This window comes from Shimia biformata, from assembly GCF_016888515.1.
Taxonomy (GTDB): Bacteria; Pseudomonadota; Alphaproteobacteria; order Rhodobacterales; family Rhodobacteraceae; genus Shimia_A; species Shimia_A biformata.
In genome coordinates this window covers 110,899-131,877 of the sequence record NZ_JAFEJK010000001.1, presented here as the reverse complement: position 1 = coordinate 131,877, position 20,979 = coordinate 110,899, and the positions used below count along the sequence as shown (strand labels likewise).

Below are 20,979 nucleotides of genomic sequence, written 5' to 3'. Positions count from 1 at the left end.
CCCCTCAGTTCGTCATCAGCGAATATTCGGTGGTGAGCCCGGCGGCGTTCACCACCTTGACCGCGAAAGACCCGGTGGTCGCGGGCCGCCAGCCGCAATAGGCGATGGCGCTGGCGTCTGTGTCTGAACAGACAAGCCGGTTCTGGCTGTCATAGATAAATAGATTCAAATCGGTGCTGTCATGGGCCTCGACATAGACCGCGGCGTAGTCGGCGGCGGCGAAGTCAATTGGGCGATAGAGATGCTCGGCCTTTCCGTCGAGCTTGCCGATGTTATAGACCGGCCCGGCCAGAACGCCCTTGGTGTTTTCGGCTTCGACATCCGCAATGATGCCAAGAAGCACGTCGTCCCCGACGGCCAGTTCGCGGGCGGTCGCAAGCATCTGCTCCCAACCCAAGCGAGAGCCGTCATAGGCTATGCCGCCCTCGGGCAGGCGGTCCTTGGCGGCAAGGCCGACCGCGCGGCGCAACTTGGCGGCGGCGATGATGACAAGCGGGTCCTTTGCCGCGACACCTTCGTCGTAGACCTGCCGCGACAGGCGGGCCTTTTCCAACAGGTTTTGGGTATCGGCAATGGCGGGACCGGTCAGGCCAAGGGCACACAAGCTGACGAAAAATACCTTTTTTGAAATCATGAAAGCCTCCAATCCAACTGGCTGATGGAAGCCTAGGTCAGGGCCGGGTCTGCTGCCAATGGCTTTGTGAAACATGACAGGGTTTTTCACGTGAGTTTCTGCCCGTTTCGGCCCATCACGGAAGGCGAATGGATTGAAGAAACGGAATAGAGATGCGGATTTTTGGCGTTTTTGCAGTTATTTGGTTGTTGTTTTCGGCTGGAGCGGCGGTCGCCTCGTCTGGGCTATCACAAGCGATGGCTGCAACCCTTGTGGTGCGGAGTGCGAATCTAGATGAGCGTTTTCTTGGCTCTGGATTTGTCTATGGCGACGGGTTCACGGTGATTACCAACGCCCATGTGGTCGGGCGGGCGGATGAGGTGGTGCTGGTCGATCACGCGGGGCGGCGGGTGACCGCGCGGGTGCGGGCCGTGGATCCCGCGCGCGATCTTGCAGTCCTTCAGGTCGCCACCCCATTCGATGTAGTCCTGACCGCAGGCGCCGTGCCGCAGGTCGGAGAGGATGTCTATGCCGTCGGCGCGCCGCTTGAGGCAGTTTTCAGCGTGACCAGAGGGATCGTTTCGACGCGCATGCGGCAGGTCGACCCGCAGCAACCGGTTCGCTATCTGCAACATTCCGCACCGGTCAATCCGGGTTCCTCCGGAGGGCCGCTTGTGGATGCGGTGGGCCGGGTTGTCGGGGTCAATACGCGTATCGCTGACGGATCACGCTATTTCGTGGGAATTGCCTATGCCGTGCCCATGGAAGAGGTCGATCACCTGGTCGAGGGCGGTGCAAAGGCCGCGATGTCGCCTGGATTTCGGGTGCGGGCGTTATCCGCCACCATCCGCGCGGCTTTGGGGCTGGAACAGGCGCATGGTGTTCTGGTTGACCATGTCGCGGCCGGGAAACCGGCGGCGCTGGCGGGGCTTAAGGCGGGTGACATCCTTGTCGCGCTGGCGGGGACCGAGATCACGTGTCCGGGGGACATCGCCTTTGCCCTGGCTGCCCTGTCGCAGGGGCAGTACGAACCTGATATGGTTGTGATCCGGGACGGTGTGACGATGACTCTCACGTTGGCATCCCCACGCAGCGCACAGCCCATCGCGCCAATGGCAGCGACCGCTGTTCTGCGCAAGGCAAGCTATACGCTGCACGAGATGGGGATACAGACTGACCTTGCCGGAGCGATCACCAAGATCGGCGAAGACGGGATCGGCTTTTTCTCGGGTCTGAGTGTTGATGACCGCATCCTTGCGGTGAATGGCACGGCGGTTGATGCGCTTGAACAGGGATGGGCCGACGCCATCGGTTTCACCACGCCAGTCCTGCTTCTGATACGCCTCGCCGATGGCTCTACCCGGCATTATGTCTTGAACCCTTGGGAAGAAGGCGACAGGCTTCGTCCATCCAGCCGCGCCAATATTCTGGACCGCGAAGTCGTTATTTTCGATTGAGGGATTATGCAGATGGCCGAGAAAGAGCGCATCCTGATTGTCGAGGATGACCGCGACATGGGCGCAGTCTTCAGGGCCGCCTGTGCCGAGCTTGGATATGAGCCGGTGCTAATGACCAGCTATACGGACGCGATCAAGGCTGCGCCGCTGTCGCGCTATGCCATGGCGATCCTTGACCGGCTGCTGCCCGATGGCGACGGGATCGACGCCATTGCCGAGCTAAAGCGGGCTGGCACGATCCCGGCGATCCTTGTCGTATCCGCTCTGGCCCATGCCGGGCACCGGGTCGATGGATTGGAGCGGGGCGCGGATGACTATCTGCCAAAACCCTTTGCGCCAGAAGAATTGCGCGCCAGGATCAAGGCGCTGGTGCGTCGCGGAAGGGCGCAGGCGACGGACAATGATTTCCTTGTCTTTGGTGATCTCGAAATTCGCATCCGCGCCCGAACCGTGCATTTTCGACAGGAGTTTATCCCAGTTTCACCCAAGGAATTCGAACTGTTGATGTATTTCGCCACCAATGCCGGGGTCGCGGTGACGCGGATGCAGCTGCTGGAGCACGTCTGGAACCTGCATTTCGATCCGCAGACAAATGTCGTGGATGTGCATGTCGGCCGCCTGCGCCGCAAGCTCGAAGGTGCGACGGGCCTGGCCTTTATCCGAACAGAGCGCGGGGCAGGCTATCTGTTTGATCCCAACGGGGGGCAAGCCGAATGAACCGACGGTTCCTTTCGGGCCTGATGATTGCGTTTCTTCCCGTCGCTATGGCGCTTATCGGGGCGGTCATGATGCAGACACGGCTGGAAACGCGGCTGATGAAGGACGCCGAAACACGGCTTCACGCAGAGCTAGACAGCTATGCCGCGCTTTATGATCAACGCCGCATCATTGCCGTGCGTCAGGCGATGGAGTTTCGTGCCACGACCGGAGAAACCGGTGACACTGGTGCCCTGTTCATGTTGCTTGACCGTCAGGGCGAAGTGTTGGCGGGAAATCTGGATTCATGGCCCAATGACCTGACTCGCCCAGCCGAAGGCGAAGCGCCCGTGGTGATGCCATTGGCCCTTGAAAAGGATGGTCAGGATATGACTCATCTTGTCGCCGCCCAGCCGTTGCGCGGCGGCTTCGCGATGTTGGTTGGGGTGGGGCTTGCGCCACTGAATGACACGATGGCAGCTTTTCGACGGATCGTGCTGGGGTTTGCCGCGCTGATGGCGGCTGCGGGTCTGTTGGTGGCCTGGGCCATGTCCTACCGGGCAGAGCGGCAGATGCTGGCGCTGAACCGGGCTTTGGATGACATCGGCAGGACACGCGGATTGGAACAGCGGCTTGCCGGACAGGAAGGGGAAGGGCGGGGCGAATTCGCGACTCTGCGCGCCCATATCAATGCTATGCTGGACCGGATCGCGCATCTGTTTGCGGCGCATGGGCGTCTGGGCGACACAGTTGCACATGAGATGCGAACGCCTCTTGCCCGCATTCAGTCGCAGCTTGAAAAACTGGATATAGACGCCGCCGCCCGTGCCGGACTGGACGATGAGATCCGCGCGACCATTCGATTGTTCGACTCGCTTCTGTCAATCGCGGCGATGGACGCCGAGGCCGGGTCATCTGCGGGGTTGGACCCGCTCGACCTCTCAGCTGTCTGCGAGGGAATCGTCAACCTGTACCAACCGGTCGCCGAGGAGGAAGACCGCCATCTTGAAGCGGCAATCCTGCCCGACGCGATGATCCTAGGGGATGGCCAGCTTTTGGCGCAGATGGTGTCGAACCTTGTCGAGAACGGGATCAAATACACCCGTCCTGGTGACATGGTCCGGGTTAGTCTCAGCGATGCCGGAGACCAGGTCGTTCTCAGGGTTTCCGATACCGGGCCAGGGGTCGAAGGTGATGTCGGTGAAACGCTGCTCCGACCGTTTGCGCGGGGCGCAGGAACCGAAGCCAAACCGGGACACGGTCTCGGACTTTCTCTGGTGCGGGCAATCGCCTTGCGCCACGGCGCGGTCTTGCGCCTGCCCGAGACCGGGGTCGGTTTTGCCGTCGAAATCACTTTCCGCCGATACGCACCCTGACAAATCCCGAAACAAACATGAAAAAACTTGTCACCAATTTCGAAATCGTTGCTAGCATTGGTGGCCAAGGCTAGGTTTTCCACATGTTAAAGAGTTTCTTAGGCCTCATTTCCCTTGCCCTGACCGCCGGAGTGTTTGCGGGGTCACAGGCCTTTGCCCAGGATCGGATCCACGCGGTTCTGATCGGGGTTGGCGACTATCTTCATCTGGATGCCGATCTGAAAGGGCCGGTGAATGATGTCGGGCTTGTCGCCGACGCGCTGTTGCGGCGCGGGGCCGATCCGCGTGATATGACGATCCTGTCCGATCCACAGGCCGAGGTGCCGGAAGGAGCAGCCCGTGGTCTGCCTGACAAGGCGGCGATCCTGAACGCGCTGCAGTCGGCCGCGCAGACCGGGGCGGCGGGGGATACCCTGGTGATCTATTTCTCGGGTCATGGCAGCCAGGCGCCCGATCTTGATGGCGACGAGGCAGGCGGCGCGGATGAAATCTTTCTGCCCCGCGACGCAGGCACATGGAACGGTGCCTTTGGCGCGGTCGAGAACGCCATCCTGGATGACGAGTTTAACGCGATTGCCCGCACCGCATTGGGTCGGGGCATGAAGCTGGTGGCCATCATCGACGCCTGCCACTCGGCCACCGGTTTCCGTGCGCTGGGCGATCCGAGCCGGGGCAAGGCGCGCTATCTCGACCCGGAGGTCCTGAATATCCCCGAGGCCGTGCCAAATCCCGAAGCCGTGCCAAACCCTCCGCTGGAAGGGGAGTTCGTGTTCCTCTATTCCTCGCAATCCGATCAGCGCAGTTTCGAATACCCGGTTGGCGAAGGTGCAGACCGGCGCTGGTATGGCGATTTTTCCCGCAACCTCGTTAATGTGCTGAACGACACCGCCGGGCTGAGCTGGCAGCAGGCGTTCGACGCGGTATCGCTGCGGCTGCGGCAGTCGGGCGGTCAGGCGGCGCAGATCCCCGATATCGAAGGCCCAATGGCCGGGGACGCCGTCTTTGGCGGTGACGCGCCGGGGCTGAGCCGGATCGTGGTCGAGGGACAGGTGTTGAAGGCTGGGCTTCTGCAGGGGGTCACCGAGGGAAGCCGTGTCGCGTTATATGCTGACATGCTGGCACAGGATCCAGCGGGTTTTGCCCGTGTGCGCGAAGTCGAAGGCGTGACCTCGGTCGTGGACTACGAAGAGCCGGCACCCAGCGTAAGAGTCACCCATGCGGCGATTATCGAACGCGCATTACCAAGCGGACGTGGGATTGGCCTGTCAGATGACGCGCGGGAATTTCTTAATGCCAGGTTGGATGGCGGCGTGGATGCTCTGGCCGCCGCGCTGGATTTCCCGTTGGCACGCGACGAGGCCGACCAGCTTGTCGTCGTCAATGGTGTTGAGTTGGTAATTGTCGGTCCGGACCGAGTGGTAGATCCGGCCGGGCTCGGCACCAGCCCGCGCTTGGCGTTTTCCGAAGCGGGTGCGGTTTCTGACCTTGCGCTGGCGCTGGATCGTCACGCCCGCCGGATGCGGTTGGAAAAGGCACTGGCGGGGCTGGCGCATTCCGGCGGCGGTATGGCGTTTTCGCTGATCAAGACCGGGGTGGAAGTTGTATTCACCATCGAACCCGGCGCGTCACGCGGGCGCAAATGCGGCAACGGCGAGGGCGCGGCGGCGGACGTCATAGCGTGGGCCGAGGCCAATCATTGCGACGCACTTCGGTTAACGATGAAGAACGGCACAAGTTCGGCGCAGGATGTCACCGTGCTCTATCTGGATGCGGAAGGCGGCATTTCCGCGCTCTGGCCGCAGAACAACCTTTCGAATCGGCTGACCAGCGGCGAGGAAAAAACCCTGCGTTTCCGCCTTGTGAATGCCGCGCAGGATGGGCGTGCCCTGTCCGAGTCGCTTTTGGTTCTGTCGGTGCCTGCCAATCCTGGTGCCCCTCGTACCGTTCTGACCGCGCTGGCTGATGGCGGAGCGACACGTGGGGCAGACCCGACTGGTCTGACGTCATTCCTTACGGGCGCGGCCGACCCCGGCGCGTCATCCCGTGGGTTTTCCCTGGCTCCGAAAGGGGCCGCACTTGATATGAAACGGCTGGATCTGATCATTACCCCCCAGCCAGCAACCAAAACCGACTGAATGGAGTATTTCTGTATGAACCAAATTACCCAGATTGCAGCTGGCCTGGTATTGGCGGCGGGGCTGGCATTCCCGGCCAGTGCACAAGAGCTTGCCATGCCGGAAATTGCGCCGGACGTGGCTTCGCCCTTTGCGTTTGCAGAAGCAGGCAAAAAGGCCGCGCGCTCGGCGATGGCCGCCGAGAAGGCCGACGACAGCGGTGCCCGTGTAATCGGTGGCCAGCCAGCGGATGAAGGCGAATGGCCATGGCAGGTGGCGTTGCTGATCAATGGCGGCGCGGTCGACTACAATAGTCAGTTCTGCGGTGGGTCAATGGTGCTGGACACCTGGGTTCTGACTGCCGCGCATTGTGTCCACATGGCAGACAAGAACGGTGTTTACCGCGACCTGAACCCGCAGGCGATCTCGGTCTATCTTGGGTCGGTCGAGATTGACCCGGCCAAAGGAGACGTGATCCCGGTTGAGGCGGTCTATCGGTATCCTGACTATGTCGGGACCGAGTTCGACAATGACATCGCGCTTATCAAGCTTGCTCGCGCGCCCCGCGTTCCCTTTGAGACGATCAAGGTTCCCGATGCACAGTTTGGCGACATGCTGGACCAGCCAGGTGTGAAAACCGTAGTGACCGGCTGGGGGCTGGTTGAGGGCGGTGAGCGGACACCAGTTATGCGCGAAGCCGAGATCCAGATGATGAGCCGCGACATGTGCAACCAGATGATGCTGGAAGCGCGCGCGAAATCCGCCGCGCAGGGCATTGGGCTGGCGGCACAGGCATTTGGCCTGAAACAGGCCGAGGCAGAACTTGTCTGGGCTGAACTGATCAAATACGTGCGCGCTCCGATGTCGGAAAACATGTTGTGTTCGGGCACGTTCGAGGGCGGCAAGACCTCGTGCAACGGTGACTCGGGCGGGCCGTTGGTGGTGCCGCTGGGTGAGGGCAAGTTTATCCAGGCCGGCGTTGTCAGCTGGGGCATGTCGTCGTCCTCGGGCAAGTCCTGCGCTGAAAACGCGCTTTTCTCGGCCTATACCCGTGTGTCGAATTATGTGGACTGGCTGAACGCCACCGTGAACGCGAACTAAGGCGGGGCCCCAAATGAAACGATGGGCGGCGACATTCCTGAAATCGGCGGCGTTCCTGTCGCTGATGATGGTCGCGCCGCCTGTCACGGCTCAGGAAACCAGCTTTGAGTCCCCAGCCGATTACCTCTTGGTGTTTGCTGGCAAGCTGGGCGAAGTCGACAAGCTTTACAACCAAGGCCGCAAGAAAGAGGCCTGGGATCTTGCCCATGCGCTAGAGGAAGAACACAACAACTATGAGGATTGGTTTGCTGGTCACCCGTCCTTCTGGTGGCCCGACCTAAAACTGGCGAAACTCGCACGGCGGGAAAAGGATTATGTCACCGCCGAAAAATGGCTGGTGCCCATCGTGCGCGCGATGGACACGCCCGATCACCGGGACAACAACACCCGGTCCGAGGCCATGGTCCTGCTGGGCAAGGTGCTTTACCGGCAAAAGAAATACGAAGAAGCCGAAGTCGTGTTCCGTGCGCTTCATCAGGACGCTGGCGAAAAAACATCGCAAAACTGGAAACGCGAAGGCGCGGTCTGGCTGGCTTATGCCACATCACGGACGCGCGCCGCTGATGAGTTCGAATTGCGGGCGGGGCTGCTGGATAATTTCCTGGAAGAGGAAAAGGGTTCATTCGGGCAATATGTCGATCTGTGGCGCCTGGATCTGATCGCGCAGCGGCGCACCGACAGGTATTCAAAGAAACTGGTCACCGATGCCCGCTTCCTGCACGATCTGATTACCAGTGACGAGCGGGCCGCAGACACCAACCTGACGCTCGCCGAAGAGGTACTGGGGCGCATTTTCGTTGAAAACCGCGACTTTGCGCGGGGTGAGCCTCTTTTGCAGAAGAACCTGGACAGGCTGGCGACATCCGCGCCGGGTTCGGTGAAATACTACTTTGCCCGTCAGAACATGATTACGCTGAAACTGCGGCAAAAGGACTACGACACTGCCCTGCGCATGGCAAATGAGGCATTGAAAGAGCTGGAAGACAAGGGGCGGGATTTCGCGCTTGTTACCGGGTTCATCGAGCGTGACATTTACTATGTCGGCCGTGCCACAGGTGATCAGGCCATGGCGCAAGAGGCGATCCAGCGGTCCTATGCCGCCATCCGCGAGGTGCGCTCGGCGAACCATGAAGATGCGCTCAAGATACGAAACCTGATGGACCTGACCCGGATCGACCCCGAGACCTATCCCTATGCCGACGAACTGGGGTTGGGAAAGGCAGGGGGCGATCTGGTGCTGACCGAAGACGGCGCGCCCCTGTTGAAGGCGTTTTTCGAAGGGCGCTATATCTGGATCGGGCGTGAACTGGCAGCATACGAAAAACGCAAAACGTCTGACAAGCTGCTGGTGGCGCTCAATCGTGGGCTCTACCATGCGCTTCTTGGAGAGATCGGCCCGGCAGAAGGCGCGCTGGACAAGGCCCGCAACATGGCGCGGGCGGTTGGGCCAAAAAGCATTCCGGCCAACTCTCCCTGGTTTGATATCGCCTCGTTGATCGCCCATGTCTGGTCACGCGAATACGAGCCCGAAAGGGGCAAGCCGTATCTTGATCGTCTTTTGCGGCGCACCGATCTGACGGATGAGGTGCGGACACTGGTCCATGTTTTGCATTTTGCCTATGCAGGCGCGCTGGAAAACGATGCCGAGCGGCGCGAAATCCACACCGCGTATTTTGCGGCCCATGATCCGGGTGATGATCTGTCGCCTTGGGGCATGTTCACCAGCATGACCCTGATTGGGTCCGGGATATACGAGATACTGACTCAGGCCGAGGCAGATGAGTTTTACTTTTCCTTCCGGGACTGGGCAGAGCAAGCCAAGGCGCCGCCGATGCTTATGGCGCTTCTGCCGGTGTTCCGCGCCAATATTGCCACCGGCATCTTGTCAAACGAGCGCGCGTTTCAGGCCCAGGCTTTTCATATCCGTGCCCTTAGCCGAATGCTGCCGGATGACCACCAATGGCAGGTGGTTGCGCGGCTCAGCTATGCTTTCGCCCTGTCCGAACGCGGCTTTTATCAGGATGCCCTGGACCTGATCCAGCTTGCTACCCGGCAATACCGCGCTTCACCCTGGCACCGGCGGGATGTGGTCGGCTTCCTTGAAGTTCAGCAGGCCTATTCGCTGTGGTTCCTGGGCCAGACCGACCTGGCTACAACGATGGTCTCGAAGGCGTTTGAGGAAATCGATTACGACAGCTATGCCCCGCGCCTTTGGCGCGACATTCTGGGCAACTACGTCAACACGATGCTGGCCCAGAACAAAAACGCCGAGGCCTTGGCCGCCATCGACCCAGTGGCCCGTGACGAGAAACTTGTGGCCCGGCTGCTGCCCAACGACGGGATGATGCTTTTTGCAAACTATGCATATGCTTTGGCCAGGAACGGCCGTCATGAAGAGTCGCTGGACGCCTATGAAAAGGCCATGAAGCAGCTGCCCAATGAAGGTTTCCGCGCCGGTGTGCCAATGTCCTGGCTGTTGACGCAGGACGCCAACCAGAGTTTCGACATGGAAAAATATGACCGCGCTTACGTGAATATGCTGCGGTCCAACGACATCTTCTTTTCATTCCAGGAAGAGGCCGCGCTGGCCGGGGAAATCGTGCGCAATCAACAGGCCGACCGGGACAGGGTGGTGAATCAGGCCGTGTTCGGCTGGGCGCTTGCGCGGGAACTGCGTGAAGCCGGAAGTCAGTGAAATGGTCTGTAAAACCTGACCCTCCAGGCCGTTTTTGACAGGATTTGTCACCAAAAAACAGTGGATTGACGTAAGGCAAATCGCCATTGTTAACGCATAAGGACATTCAAATACTTCTCAAAAGGATTGCACATGATCACTCGTAAACTGATTGCCTCGTTGATGTGCGCCACCGCGCTGATCGCGGTTTCGGCCCCGGCGACGATGGCCTCTGAAGACAAGAGCGGCGAAAACGCCATGGCGATGGCAGATGGCGATGGCGGTGCGGTGGCTCAGGCAGCCATGGCGCATGACATGTTCGCCTATGCGGTGGCCAACAAGAATGCGGTCGCGGCGCTGGCCGCAGCGCAGGTGATGATGTCGCTGGGCATCGAAGACGTCGAACGCGACAAGGAAACCAAGGACGTCGAAGGCCACGACGGAGTCGAAGAAGGCGAGGGCAAGGACATTCCCGCCGACGCTGTCGCCATGCTTGCCGCGGCCAAGGAGTATGCCGCAGGTGACGAGGCGCTATTGGGTCTGATCGAGGACGTCGAAGCCGAAGGATCCCGCGGCCGGATCGGTGGGGCGTCCAGAACTCTGTCACGCCTGCGGGCGGGCAAGACGGATATCTTCAAGGTGCCCTTCTATGGTGGGCGCCTGGCCGAGCTTGCCATTATCGGTGACGGAGACGCCGATCTGGACCTGGTCGTGACCGATGAAAATGGCAACGTAATGTGCCTGGATCGCAGCTATTCCGACAAGCTTTATTGCTCGTGGACCCCTGCGTGGGATGGGTATTTCTTCATTGGCGTGAAGAACATGGGCCGTATCCGCAACAGCTATTACATCCTGACGAACTGAGGCGGCACTCCCCATGGCGCACATTCCCAAGATAGGCTGTGCGCAGCGCCTCTCGGGGCCCGGTGTCCTCCTCCGGGCCCTGATCTTGTTGATCTGGCCCGCCCTTGCATGGGCCAATTCACAGCCGGAACTCACCCCCGAAGGCATTCGGGACGACGTTTTCTTCATGGTGCAGCGTGGCAAATCTTCAGTTGCAGCGAAGGCGCTGCAACAGGCGGCGCTGCGGCAGGAGGCCGGAAATCCCCGCTTGGCCGCGTTGTTGCGGCGGCGGCAGGACATGACTGACCGGCAGAAGGAAGATCAGACGATACTCTCGGAAGCCGTGGGGCAGAGCGGTCGCAAGGCAGAGGTGACGATCGAAACGATCAAGGCCCGGATGGACGCTACACGGGCCGAAATCGACCGGCTCGACCGCGAGATCGAAGAGGAATCTCCCAGTTTCAAGGAACTGACCAACCCGCGCCCCATGACCCGCGCCGAAGTGCAGGATGCGCTGGGCGAGGACGAGGCATTGATCCTGACACTGACCGGGTTCTACGAAACATATGTCTGGGCGATCAGCAAAGATTCCGCCGACTGGACAGTCGTCTACATGGCGGAGTCCGAGATTGCGTCGAAGGTCAAGCTGTTGCGGCAGATGCTGGATGTCACGTCCGCCAACCGATCAGCAGCGGCGCTGGATGACGACATTTCGGCCAGCGTGGACGAGTTTGACCGCCACCTTGCCCACGAACTCTATGTGCAATTCCTGAAGCCGCTGGAACACGTCTTTGGCGATGCCCGCCACCTGATAACGGTAGTCGACGGGCCGCTGACATCGCTACCGCTGGCGGTGCTCGTGGGGGATGCGCCCGAGGGTGAAAACAACAATGCCGACGCATTGCGCGACACCGACTGGCTGATCCGGCGCTACGCGTTGACGACCTTGCCCAACGTCTCATCCCTGCGGGCGCTCAGGCGATCCGCGGCCAACCTGCCCACGGGCGGGACGTCGCAGCCTTTCGTCGGCTTTGGTGATCCGATCTTCCGCTACCGCGAGGTGGCACCGGGTGAGGCGACCGGAATGATCGAGGAACAGGCCGGGTTTCATGGGCGCGGCGTGTTTGAAAAAGTGTCCGAGGTCGCGCGGCTGGCGCAACTGCCCAACACCCGGACCGAGCTGCGGCGGCTTGCGCAACTGACAGGGGTCGGGGACGAGGCGCTCTATCTTGGTGCCGCCGCCAGCGAAACCGCAGTCAAGAAGGCCGACCTGTCGGGCGCGGAAATCCTGGCATTTGCCACCCACGGTTTGTTGGCCGGCGGGCTTGATGGGCTTGAGGAACCCGCGCTTGTCTTTACCCCGCCAGAAACTCCGTCCGAAGACGACGACGCCCTTCTGACCGCGTCTGAGGCGGCGGAACTGAAGCTGTCGGCCAAGCTGATCATCCTGTCGGCCTGCAACACCGCAGGCAGCGACGGCACACCGGGGGCCGAGGGGCTGTCCGGTCTGGCCCGCGCCTTTATTTATGCCGGCGCGCGGTCGATCCTGGTGTCACATTGGCCGGTCGATGACTATGCGACGTCAGTTCTGACCACCGGCATGGTGGGCGAGATGGCCAATGGCACATCTCGTGGAGAGGCGCTGCGCCAGTCGATCCTGAAGCTGATGAATGACGACGACCCGCGTCACACCCATCCCCGCTACTGGGCGCCTTTCGTGCTGGTTGGGGAGGGCTAGCGGGTCAGGTCAGCCGCGCAGCCGTTGCAGGATGGCAAGCGAGGCATAGCCGTCCGGCTCCATCCCGATCGACCGCTGGTAACGGCGCACTGCGTCAATCGTCAGAGGCCCGATCTTGCCGTCGACTTTCTTGGTGTCGAATCCGGCCTTGGTCAGGCGGCGCTGCAATTCCTTGCGTTCGTTGAACGTCAACGCCCGGTCCCCGCGCGGCCAGTCGCCCTTGATCTTGCCTTTGCCCTTGATCCGGTCGCTCAGGTGCCCGACGCCGATCACATAGGCGTCCGCAGTGTTATAGCGTTCGATCACGGCGAAGTTCTTGAAGATCATGAAGGCCGCGCCGCGTGCGCCTGCAGGCAACAGAACCGAGGCCGAGCCATAATTTGGAACCGCACGACCGTCCATGCCGACCACACCCATTCTGGCCCAGTCGCGTGGCATTTTGGTGATCTTGCGATTGGACAGGGAATAGTCAAAGCCGCGCGGGATCTTTACCTCGACCCCCCATGGCTGACCTTTCACCCACCCCGATTTCGCAAGGTAGGCCGCGGTCGAGGCCAGCGCGTCCGCCGGGTTTTCCGACCAGATGTCACGTTTGCCATCGCCGGTGAAGTCCACCGCAAAGGCAAGATACGAAGTTGGGATGAACTGGGTGTGCCCCATAGCGCCCGCCCAACTGCCCTTCATATTACGCGGCGTGGTGTCACCGGATTGCAGGATCTTGAGCGCGGCCATCAATTGTTGTTCAAAGAATCGCCCACGCCGCCCGTCATAAGCCAGCGTTGCCAGTGCCTCGATCACAGGTGTATCGCCGCGATAGGTGCCATAGGCGCTTTCCAGACCCCAGACGGCGGTCACGACCTCTTTGTCGACGCCGTATTTGCGCTCGATCTGGCTGAGAACACGGTCATGTTTGCGCAGTGCGGCCTTGCCGTTCTTTACGCGTGTGTCGGAAGCGGCACTGTCAAGGTAGTCCCACAGGGTCTTGGTGAACTCGGACTGGTTGCGGTCCTTCTGGATCACGTCGGCGTTGTACTTCACACCCTGAAAGGCACGGTCGAAGACTGTTGGGCTGATGCCGCGCTGTACGGCGCGACCACGGAACGAGCGAATCCATCGTTGAAAGCCCAGGTTGCCCGCCGCCGGTTCCGGCGCCAGGGTGATAGCCTCAAGCGTTTCGGGGCGCAGGACCGGGCGCTGCGAATCGAATGTTGCAGACGCCTTGGTCGCGATGGTTGCAACCGGAGAGGGGCGCAGCGTGGGCCGCAGCGAGGATTGCGGAGGGTTTGCAAGCGCCGCCAAGGGCGCAAGACCAACCGTCAGGACAAGTGCCGGCAGAAGGGGTCGCATCGGTAGCCTCAAATCTCTTTTGTCACCGAGTCTAGCGCGTTTTGCGACGACGACAAAGTGGCAGCTATGTGTCTTCGCGGGGAATTGCCGACTGTCGTTCGGGTTCAGCTGCTTTCAACTGCTCTTGGAACTGGCGCAGCATCGGTACGCGGCGGGGTCGGAAAGATTGTGTGCTGACGTCAAGATTTGACATGCGGTCCAGCCGGAACACCCTGAAATCCTGACGCAAATGGCAGAAAGCCAGCAGACAATGGCTAGCTTGCATGAATGTGATCGACAACGGATCGACCATACGCCGGGTCGCAGCACCGTGGACGTCGCTGTAGTCAAAGCTGACGCTGCGCTCGTCCCAGGCCGCTTGACGAAGGACTCTTGCGTCGATGCCGGGTTTCGGCGGGCGATCGTGGCGATAGGCTGACAGGACCGCATGGCGCAGGCGGTGTGCCTGGGCTTTGGGAAGACGGGCGCGGAGCTTCGACAGCGCCGATTCGGCGGCCTGAACCAATGCGGGGTCGCCAACAGCCATGACCTCTTTCAGCCCTACGACAAGCGCCTCGAGTTCTTCCTCGTGAAAGCCCATCGGCGGCAGGGTGGCGTCTTCGATCAGGGTGAAACCGAACCCGGCCTCGCCGTCGATCACCGCACCCAGCGCACGCAGGGCGTCGATGTCGCGATAGATCGTGCGCGGGCTGACGGCCAGTTCGTCCGCCAGCCTGTCGGCGGTGACGGGGGGCGGCAGGTTTCTGAGGGCCTGCATCATCTGGAACAGTCGGGCGGTTCGGTTCATGGGTGCGTCAATACTGCCCCCTCCTGACAGGTTCTGGCAAGAGGGGGTGTTAGCCAGAGGGCATTGTTAGAAAAGGATGACCCGATGCTGACCTTATTGACCTTTCCCGGATCCGATCACCTGCCGACCCACAGCCCGTTCGGGCTAAAGGCGATGTGCCTGCTCACCATGAGCGGTTTGCCTTGGCAGGTGGAATACACAGGCGATCTTGATGCCATGCCCCTGCGCCGTCTGCCAGTGTTGCGCACAGATCATGGGTTGATTCCTGACAGCCACCACATTCAGGAACACCTTGAAAGCCTTGGTGCCGATTTCCATCCGGGCCTTGATGCCGCCGACCGCGCTTTGTCTCATGCGCTGGTCCATATGGTCGAAGACAGCTTGCGGCTGGGCCTGGTGCATGATCGCTGGTTGCACCCCGATGTGTGGCCAACGATGCGCGAGGCGTTCTTTGCTGGCGTCCCCGCGCCTGCGCGAGCCGCAGTGTCAGAAAAGGCGCAGGCCCAGGTGCGGGCCGGGCTGATGGGTCAGGGTATCGCGCAGTTCGCCGAAAAGGACAGGCTGCGCCGTCTGGCAAAGGATGTCCATGCGCTGGAAACCGTGCTTGGGGACGGTCCGTTCCTGTTTGGCGATGTGCCAACGGCGGCGGACGCGGTGGCTGGGCCCGTCGTGGACATGATCCGCGACTTGCCGACCCTGACCGGGTTGCGCCAACTGATCACGGACCGCACGGGGCTGATCGCCTATGCCGACGCGGTGCGCCGCGCGATTTACCCGCAAAAGGTAATCATTTCCGACGCCGCGTGACCTTGCGCTTGATCTTGTCCTTCTTGCGTTTGGCCTGTGCAGCCTTGCGTTTCACGGGCCGACCGCGTCCCTTGCCACCGCCACCTTTTTTGACCGGCGCGTCGCCAAGTTCGAGGAGTTCGAACGCCAGCCCGCCGGTGACCGGCGCGGCCTCGGACAGGCGAACAAGGACGCGCTGCCCAAGCTGAATCACGCGGCCAGAGTCCGATCCGATCAATGTGTTGCTGTCGCGGTCGAACTTGAAATACTCGCGTCCCAGTTCTCGCATCGGCACCAGCCCGTCGGCGCCGGTCTCATCCAGCTTCACGAAGACGCCAAATCGCGCGATGCCGCTGATGCGGCCAGCAAACTCGTTGCCGATCCGGTCGCTGAGATAGGCGGCCAGATAGCGGTCATTGGTGTCGCGTTCGGCCAGCATCGAGCGGCGTTCGGTGTCCGAGATGTGAGCGGCGGTCTGCTCCAAACGCTCGATCCCCTCTGGCGACAACCCGTCCTGACCCCAGCCATGGGCCGTGATCAACGCGCGATGCACAATCAGGTCGGAATAGCGGCGGATGGGCGAGGTGAAATGCGCATAAGATTGCAGCGCCAGCCCGAAATGGCCGAAATTCGTCGGGCTGTAATAGGCCTGAGTCATCGACCGCAGCGTGGCGAGGTTGATCAACTCGCTTTCCTCGGTACCCTCGGCGGCGTTCAGCAGCGCGTTCAGGTGGCGCGTCATCAACACCTGCCCCTTGGCCAATGAGAACCCGGCGGCCTCGGCAGTTTCGCGCAGCGCGTCCAGTTTCTCAGGGTTGGGTTCCTCATGCACGCGGAACAGGAGAGGTGAGCGTTTGGCGATCAGGGTCTCGGCGGCGGCGACATTGGCGAGGATCATGAATTCCTCGATCAGCCGGTGCGCGTCCAGACGGTCACGGAAATTGACCGAGGCGACCTTGCCCTCGGGTGTCAGTTCAACCTTGCGCTCCGGCAGGTCGAGGTCCAGCGGTTGACGCTCCGCCCTTGCTTTTTTCGTGGCCTCGTATGCGGCATAGAGCGGGGCGATCACCTCTTCCATCAAGGGCGCGCAGGTTTCGTTCGGGTTGCCGTCCTGCGCCTGTTGCACCTCGGTATAGTTGAGTGACGCGATCGAGCGCATCATGGCGCGGGTGAAGCGGTGGCCGATCTTGCGCCCCTTGGCATCCAACTGCATCCGTACCGCAATACATGGACGCGGCACGCCTTCATGCAGCGAACACAGGTCCCCGGACAACCGGTCCGGCAGCATCGGCACGACCCGGTCGGGGAAATAGCTGGAATTGCCGCGTTTGCGAGCCTCGCGGTCAAGGGCGCTGTCGGGATGGACGTAATGGGCAACATCGGCGATCGCGACCCAGACCACATGACCGCCCTCGTTTTTCGGGTCGTCATCGGCATGGGCCCAGCACGCGTCGTCATGGTCACGCGCATCCGCTGGATCGATGGTGACAAGCGGCATGTCGCGCAGGTCTTCCCGGTCGCCCAGCGGTGCGGGCTTGGCCTTGTCCGCCTCGGCGATGACATCGTCGGGGAAGGTGTCAGGGATGCCGTGTTGGTGAATTGCAATCAGGCTGACGGCCTTCGGCGCGGATGGATCACCCAGTCGCTCAACCACCTTGGCGCGGGGCAGGCCCAGCCGACCCTTGGGACCGGTTTGCTGCGCCTCGACCAGTTCACCGTCCTTTGCGTCGCCGGTCTGATCGGCCAGCACCTGCCATTCGCGCCCGTCTCCCTTGTCGATGGGCAGGATTCGCCCGCCCTCGGCCGTTTTGCGGAACAGGCCAAGTACGCAACGCGGGTTGGTGCCGATGCGACGGATCAGGCGGCCTTCGTAGGTGTGATCGTCGTTCGGTGTCTCGGTCAGGCGGGCAAGGATGCGGTCGCCTTTGCCCAGGGCGGGATCGCTGGCACGCAGGATCAACATCACCGTCGGGGCCTCGGCTTCGCCCTGCCATTCCAGCGGGTGTGCGATCAGGTCTCCGTCCGAATCCGGGTCGCCTACTTGCAAGACCGCCACTGGAGGCAATTTGTCGGGGTCGCGGAACGTCTTGTTGCGCTTGGTCAGGTGACCTTCGGCTTCAAGCTCTTTCAGCAGGCGTTTCAGATCGATCCGTTCAGCGCCCTTGATGCCAAAGGCACGGGCGATATCACGTTTCGAGGTTTGGGTCGGGTTCGAGGAGATCCAGTCGAGGACCTGCTCTTTTGTCGGAATGGCCATGAAAGTGGCCTAGCACGGGCGCAAGGCGGCGTCACGCGGAACCGTCGGGCAGGGGCGCTGCCCCTCTGGTCGCCGGCGGCGCCCATTCACCCCGAGGTATTTGGCGAAAGAGAAAGCAGGTCCTGGTACGTGTCGACGTCATCCAGAGTGTCGATCAGAGCGATCGTCCGGCCGGGCAGTGTGGCGAGGGTGTCCGTCAGCGCGTGCTCGGTGGACCATCGGACATTGTCGAACAATGTGGCGGGCGGCGGCGCGGTGCGTTTCAGCCCGATCAACCAATAGCCACCATCAGTGGCGGGGCCAAAAACGGCGTCATTGTTGCCGAGTGCTGCAAAGGCGCGGGCAATGTGGGCGGGCGTGATGCCGGGGATGTCGGCGCCGATGATGCAGGTTGGGCCGGGCGGCAAACCCCGCAGCAGGCGGCCCATTCGGCCGCCAAGATCGCCCGGGCCTTGTGGGACACGTGGCAGGGTCGGTGGCCAGATGCGGCTGTGCAGACCTTCGACGTCAGGGGACACGGCAAGGATGGTTTCCCAACGCGGATCTGTGATCCGGCGCAAAAGGCGGGCGGTTTGCTGGCGGAACCACCATGCCGCGCCGGTCATGCCGATGTCCTGACCCAGCCGTGTCTTGACCCGTCCGGGGCGTGGTTCCTTGACCATCACTACCAGTCGGTGGCGCCAGCGAGATTCAGGCGAAATAGTCACGCAATATCCGGCCATAGATCGCCTTCAGTTGGTGAATATGGGCGATTTCAACATGCTCATCGACTTTGTGCATGGTCTTGCCGACCAGACCGAATTCGACCACTGGACAGATATGCTGAACAAAGCGCGCATCCGAGGTTCCGCCCGAGGTCGACAGTTCTGGTGTGCGGTTGGTCTCGGCCTGGACTGCTGACGCGACCATGTCGGAAAGCGGCCCCGGTGGGGTAATGAAGCTTTCGCCCGAGACTTGAACCTTCATAGCAATGTCGATGCCGGTGGCCGCGGCGACATCATCCACCTTTTCCTGCATCCAGGACGTCAGGCTGACGCCGGAATGCAGGTCGTTGAAGCGGATATTGACAGTGGCGCGGCAGGTGGCGGGGATGACGTTCGTGGCGGGATTGCCGGTGTCCATGGTGACGATGGCCAGGGTCGAGGGGTCGAAATGGTCGGTGCCCTGGTCAAGTTCATGTTCGGCAAAGGCATTCATCAGTTGCGCCATCGCCGGCAACGGATTTCTGGCGCGGTGGGGATAGGCTGAATGGCCTTGCACACCTTCGAAAGTGAACCACGCGGTCAGTGATCCGCGCCGCCCGATTTTCATCATGTCGCCCATCTGGTCGGGGCATGTCGGCTCCCCGACAAGGCAGACTGACATGACCTCGTTCTGTTCACGCATCCAGTCGAGAATTGCCACGGTTCCGTCTACGGCGTCACCTTCTTCATCGCCGGTGATGGTGATGGCAATGGCGCCATCCGGGGGCGTGTCGGATACGAGATCAATCGCAGCGGCGACAAAGGCGGCGACACCGGATTTCATGTCCGTGGCCCCGCGCCCGAACATCAACCCATCGCGGATTTCCGCGCCAAAGGGGTCGACGGTCCAGGCGGCTTCATCTCCGACCGGGACCACGTCCGTATGGCCGTTGAAGCCGAAGGTGCGGTCATGACCCTTTGCACCCCACCGGGCGTGCAGGTTGGCGATACCGCCACGGTCAATGCGGGTGCAGGTGAAGCCTGCGTTTGTGAGCATCTCTTCTAGCAGCTCCAGCGCGCCGCCTTCCTCGGGTGTGACCGAGGGGCAGCGGATCAGGTCGGCGGTCAGGGCGGCGGGGTCGATCGGTGGCATGGCATTCATAGGTTTGTTGAGAAACCCCGGTGTTGTTGCACAGATGATGTTGACCCGAAAGGCACAAACCGCGCGTGAAAAGGCGGTGCGACGATTGCAGGCTTAACAGTTTGGTGTCGTTCGTGTTTAAAATTCCCGCAAACAATCACGACGCGACGGGCAAACCCGTTCCGAATGCAGGCAAAAACTTGATGCGGCACCACAGCATGACGCCCACCCGAAAGCGCAGGGCAACTGCCTGCGCCGTTTGCCATGCGCGGGGGGATGGCTAATGGGGTGGTTGGTGCATGGTGACCATACCGGCGCGCAAAACTGCGAGTTCGGGCTGGCCGGGACAAGGACGAATGCCTCGCAGGACGACGTCCCGTTGCCCCGAGGAAGCCTCGTCATCGAGGCGCGGTCATCGGTCCATGACCGCCCGCAGACTTTTCTTGGAATGGCCAGAGTGCATCCGCGCCGGATGTCACTGGCCCTGCAGTCGGTTCCCGGTGGCGGTGTGTCGCTGGTGATCGAAAAGACCGGCAAGGTTTTTCATGCGGCCGTGAACCTTTTGGCGGATGGGCGGGCGGACATAATCCGAATCACCTATTCCTGGGACTTGAAGTCGGGGTTGGGGAGGTTGGCGGTTGAAAAGCCTGACAAGGCGCGCACGGTGCAAAGCGTTGTCGAGAACCCGGCCGCCCTGTCTCGCGCTGATCTGCGCGAGTTGGCGCTAAAGGGGGCGCAGGTGATCGTAGGCCAAGAGGTGCAGTTGTTCGCGGCCTCGACCCATATCGAACCGATCGGCCCGATGCCTGCGCTGACGACGACAGTGCCGATCCTGACACCGAACGGATATGTCAGTGCCGGAAAAATTCGGCGCGGCGACGTGGTGACCACTCTGGAAGGCGGCAATATGCCAGTCCTTGACGTTGTGAAACGCACCGTTCCCGCACGTGGATTGTTCGAGCCCGTGCGCCTGCGGGCGCCCTATTTCGAGTTGAAACGCGACATTGTGGTTGCGGGCAACCAGCGGCTGGTGATTGGCGGATCGCGGGTCGAGTACCTGTTTGGGGCCGAACATGTGCTGGTGCAGGCCCGGCATCTGGTCAACGGCAGCGCGGCAGTGCGCGAACGAGAGCACTGGCTGGTGACCTATGTTCATATTCTATTGCCCGATCACGAGGCCGTTGTCGCGGCGGGGACCTTTGTTGAAAGCTTGAACATCGGGCGAATGCGGCGCAAGCCTGACCTGCATTCGGCCAGCCTTCTGGCGCGTCATCCGCGCCGCGACCTGCCGGAGCATTCGCGTACGATATGCCCGGTTCTCGCCCCGTTCGAAGCGATCATTCTGGCAGAACAGCGCGCCGCCTGA

At 61.4% G+C, this 20,979-nt stretch carries 16 protein-coding genes; 10 read left to right on the top strand and 6 right to left on the bottom strand.

All coding sequences use genetic code 11. The features are described 5' to 3' along the window. Window positions 1-4: 4 nt before the first annotated feature. Window positions 5-634, bottom strand: coding sequence for a hypothetical protein (locus tag JQ863_RS00615; protein WP_204112401.1), 630 nt, complete (start codon window positions 632-634; stop codon window positions 5-7). 236 nt (window positions 635-870) lie between these two features. Here JQ863_RS00615 and JQ863_RS00610 point away from each other — a divergent pair, with 236 nt between their 5' ends. The 8 genes from JQ863_RS00610 (at window position 871) to JQ863_RS00575 (ending at window position 12,612) form a co-directional block, all read left to right on the top strand. Beyond that, window positions 871-2,070 carry a trypsin-like peptidase domain-containing protein gene (locus JQ863_RS00610; RefSeq protein ID WP_204112400.1) on the top strand — a complete coding sequence of 400 codons (1,200 nt, stop codon included), beginning with the start codon at window positions 871-873 and terminating at the stop codon, window positions 2,068-2,070. Window positions 2,071-2,082: 12 nt separating this feature from the next. Beyond that, window positions 2,083-2,787: a response regulator transcription factor gene (locus JQ863_RS00605; protein WP_204112399.1), complete on the top strand. Its 705-nt coding sequence runs from the start codon at window positions 2,083-2,085 to the stop codon at window positions 2,785-2,787. Further along, entirely contained in the window at window positions 2,784-4,142 is a 1,359-nt protein-coding gene (locus JQ863_RS00600; protein WP_204112398.1) for a sensor histidine kinase, read from the top strand. The genes JQ863_RS00605 and JQ863_RS00600 overlap by 4 nt, the downstream gene beginning before the upstream one ends. 83 nt (window positions 4,143-4,225) lie before the next feature. Next, complete coding sequence (locus JQ863_RS00595; RefSeq protein WP_204112397.1) at window positions 4,226-6,277, top strand: caspase family protein; 2,052 nt, start codon at window positions 4,226-4,228, stop codon at window positions 6,275-6,277. Window positions 6,278-6,292: 15 nt separating this feature from the next. Next, window positions 6,293-7,357, top strand: a complete 1,065-nt coding sequence (locus JQ863_RS00590; RefSeq protein WP_204112396.1) for a serine protease — start codon at window positions 6,293-6,295, stop codon at window positions 7,355-7,357. Between the two features lie 13 nt (window positions 7,358-7,370). Beyond that, window positions 7,371-10,052 (top strand): UDP-N-acetylglucosamine--peptide N-acetylglucosaminyltransferase SPINDLY family protein, encoded by a 2,682-nt coding sequence (locus tag JQ863_RS00585; protein WP_204112395.1) that lies wholly within the window; start codon window positions 7,371-7,373, stop codon window positions 10,050-10,052. Between the two features lie 132 nt (window positions 10,053-10,184). Beyond that, window positions 10,185-10,895, top strand: coding sequence for a hypothetical protein (locus tag JQ863_RS00580; RefSeq protein WP_204112394.1), 711 nt, complete (start codon window positions 10,185-10,187; stop codon window positions 10,893-10,895). 85 nt (window positions 10,896-10,980) lie between these two features. Continuing rightward, window positions 10,981-12,612 carry a CHAT domain-containing protein gene (locus JQ863_RS00575; protein ID WP_204112393.1) on the top strand — a complete coding sequence of 544 codons (1,632 nt, stop codon included), beginning with the start codon at window positions 10,981-10,983 and terminating at the stop codon, window positions 12,610-12,612. Between the two features lie 9 nt (window positions 12,613-12,621). On the opposite strand, the gene JQ863_RS00570 is transcribed toward JQ863_RS00575, so the two are convergent. Together JQ863_RS00570 and JQ863_RS00565 are read right to left on the bottom strand one after the other, a co-directional pair. Then, window positions 12,622-13,959 carry a lytic murein transglycosylase gene (locus JQ863_RS00570; protein WP_204112392.1) on the bottom strand — a complete coding sequence of 446 codons (1,338 nt, stop codon included), beginning with the start codon at window positions 13,957-13,959 and terminating at the stop codon, window positions 12,622-12,624. Between the two features lie 64 nt (window positions 13,960-14,023). Continuing rightward, window positions 14,024-14,746 carry a helix-turn-helix transcriptional regulator gene (locus JQ863_RS00565; protein WP_204112391.1) on the bottom strand — a complete coding sequence of 241 codons (723 nt, stop codon included), beginning with the start codon at window positions 14,744-14,746 and terminating at the stop codon, window positions 14,024-14,026. A gap of 84 nt (window positions 14,747-14,830) precedes the next feature. On the opposite strand from JQ863_RS00565, the gene JQ863_RS00560 reads away from it, so the two are divergent. Beyond that, window positions 14,831-15,553 carry a glutathione S-transferase family protein gene (locus tag JQ863_RS00560; RefSeq protein ID WP_204112390.1) on the top strand — a complete coding sequence of 241 codons (723 nt, stop codon included), beginning with the start codon at window positions 14,831-14,833 and terminating at the stop codon, window positions 15,551-15,553. Here JQ863_RS00560 and rnr read toward each other — a convergent pair. The 3 genes from rnr to dapE form a co-directional block, all read right to left on the bottom strand. Next, window positions 15,534-17,789: a ribonuclease R gene (rnr, locus tag JQ863_RS00555; protein WP_204112389.1), complete on the bottom strand. Its 2,256-nt coding sequence runs from the start codon at window positions 17,787-17,789 to the stop codon at window positions 15,534-15,536. The two genes, JQ863_RS00560 and rnr, sit on opposite strands and share 20 nt — an antisense overlap. Before the next feature lie 86 nt (window positions 17,790-17,875). Continuing rightward, window positions 17,876-18,451, bottom strand: a complete 576-nt coding sequence (locus JQ863_RS00550; protein ID WP_204112388.1) for a TIGR04282 family arsenosugar biosynthesis glycosyltransferase — start codon at window positions 18,449-18,451, stop codon at window positions 17,876-17,878. Between the two features lie 28 nt (window positions 18,452-18,479). After that, the gene (gene dapE, locus JQ863_RS00545) at window positions 18,480-19,625 is read right to left on the bottom strand and encodes a succinyl-diaminopimelate desuccinylase (RefSeq protein ID WP_204112387.1); all 1,146 of its coding nucleotides are present in this window, start codon (window positions 19,623-19,625) and stop codon (window positions 18,480-18,482) included. A gap of 460 nt (window positions 19,626-20,085) precedes the next feature. Between dapE and JQ863_RS00540 the strand changes: the two genes are divergently transcribed. Then, window positions 20,086-20,979, top strand: coding sequence for a Hint domain-containing protein (locus JQ863_RS00540; RefSeq protein WP_204112386.1), 894 nt, complete (start codon window positions 20,086-20,088; stop codon window positions 20,977-20,979).

What these genes read in the sequence shown, in the direction of transcription:
- JQ863_RS00615 (WP_204112401.1), bottom strand. Translation starts at nt 634, where the DNA reads ATGATTTCAAAAAAGGTATTTTTCGTCAGCTTGTGTGCCCTTGGCCTG.
- JQ863_RS00610 (WP_204112400.1), top strand. Translation starts at nt 871, where the DNA reads ATGGCTGCAACCCTTGTGGTGCGGAGTGCGAATCTAGATGAGCGTTTT.
- JQ863_RS00605 (WP_204112399.1), top strand. Translation starts at nt 2,083, where the DNA reads ATGGCCGAGAAAGAGCGCATCCTGATTGTCGAGGATGACCGCGACATG.
- JQ863_RS00600 (WP_204112398.1), top strand. Translation starts at nt 2,784, where the DNA reads ATGAACCGACGGTTCCTTTCGGGCCTGATGATTGCGTTTCTTCCCGTC.
- JQ863_RS00595 (WP_204112397.1), top strand. Translation starts at nt 4,226, where the DNA reads ATGTTAAAGAGTTTCTTAGGCCTCATTTCCCTTGCCCTGACCGCCGGA.
- JQ863_RS00590 (WP_204112396.1), top strand. Translation starts at nt 6,293, where the DNA reads ATGAACCAAATTACCCAGATTGCAGCTGGCCTGGTATTGGCGGCGGGG.
- JQ863_RS00585 (WP_204112395.1), top strand. Translation starts at nt 7,371, where the DNA reads ATGAAACGATGGGCGGCGACATTCCTGAAATCGGCGGCGTTCCTGTCG.
- JQ863_RS00580 (WP_204112394.1), top strand. Translation starts at nt 10,185, where the DNA reads ATGATCACTCGTAAACTGATTGCCTCGTTGATGTGCGCCACCGCGCTG.
- JQ863_RS00570 (WP_204112392.1), bottom strand. Translation starts at nt 13,959, where the DNA reads ATGCGACCCCTTCTGCCGGCACTTGTCCTGACGGTTGGTCTTGCGCCC.
- JQ863_RS00565 (WP_204112391.1), bottom strand. Translation starts at nt 14,746, where the DNA reads ATGAACCGAACCGCCCGACTGTTCCAGATGATGCAGGCCCTCAGAAAC.
- JQ863_RS00560 (WP_204112390.1), top strand. Translation starts at nt 14,831, where the DNA reads ATGCTGACCTTATTGACCTTTCCCGGATCCGATCACCTGCCGACCCAC.
- rnr (WP_204112389.1), bottom strand. Translation starts at nt 17,789, where the DNA reads ATGGCCATTCCGACAAAAGAGCAGGTCCTCGACTGGATCTCCTCGAAC.
- JQ863_RS00550 (WP_204112388.1), bottom strand. Translation starts at nt 18,451, where the DNA reads ATGGTCAAGGAACCACGCCCCGGACGGGTCAAGACACGGCTGGGTCAG.
- dapE (WP_204112387.1), bottom strand. Translation starts at nt 19,625, where the DNA reads ATGCCACCGATCGACCCCGCCGCCCTGACCGCCGACCTGATCCGCTGC.
- JQ863_RS00540 (WP_204112386.1), top strand. Translation starts at nt 20,086, where the DNA reads ATGTCACTGGCCCTGCAGTCGGTTCCCGGTGGCGGTGTGTCGCTGGTG.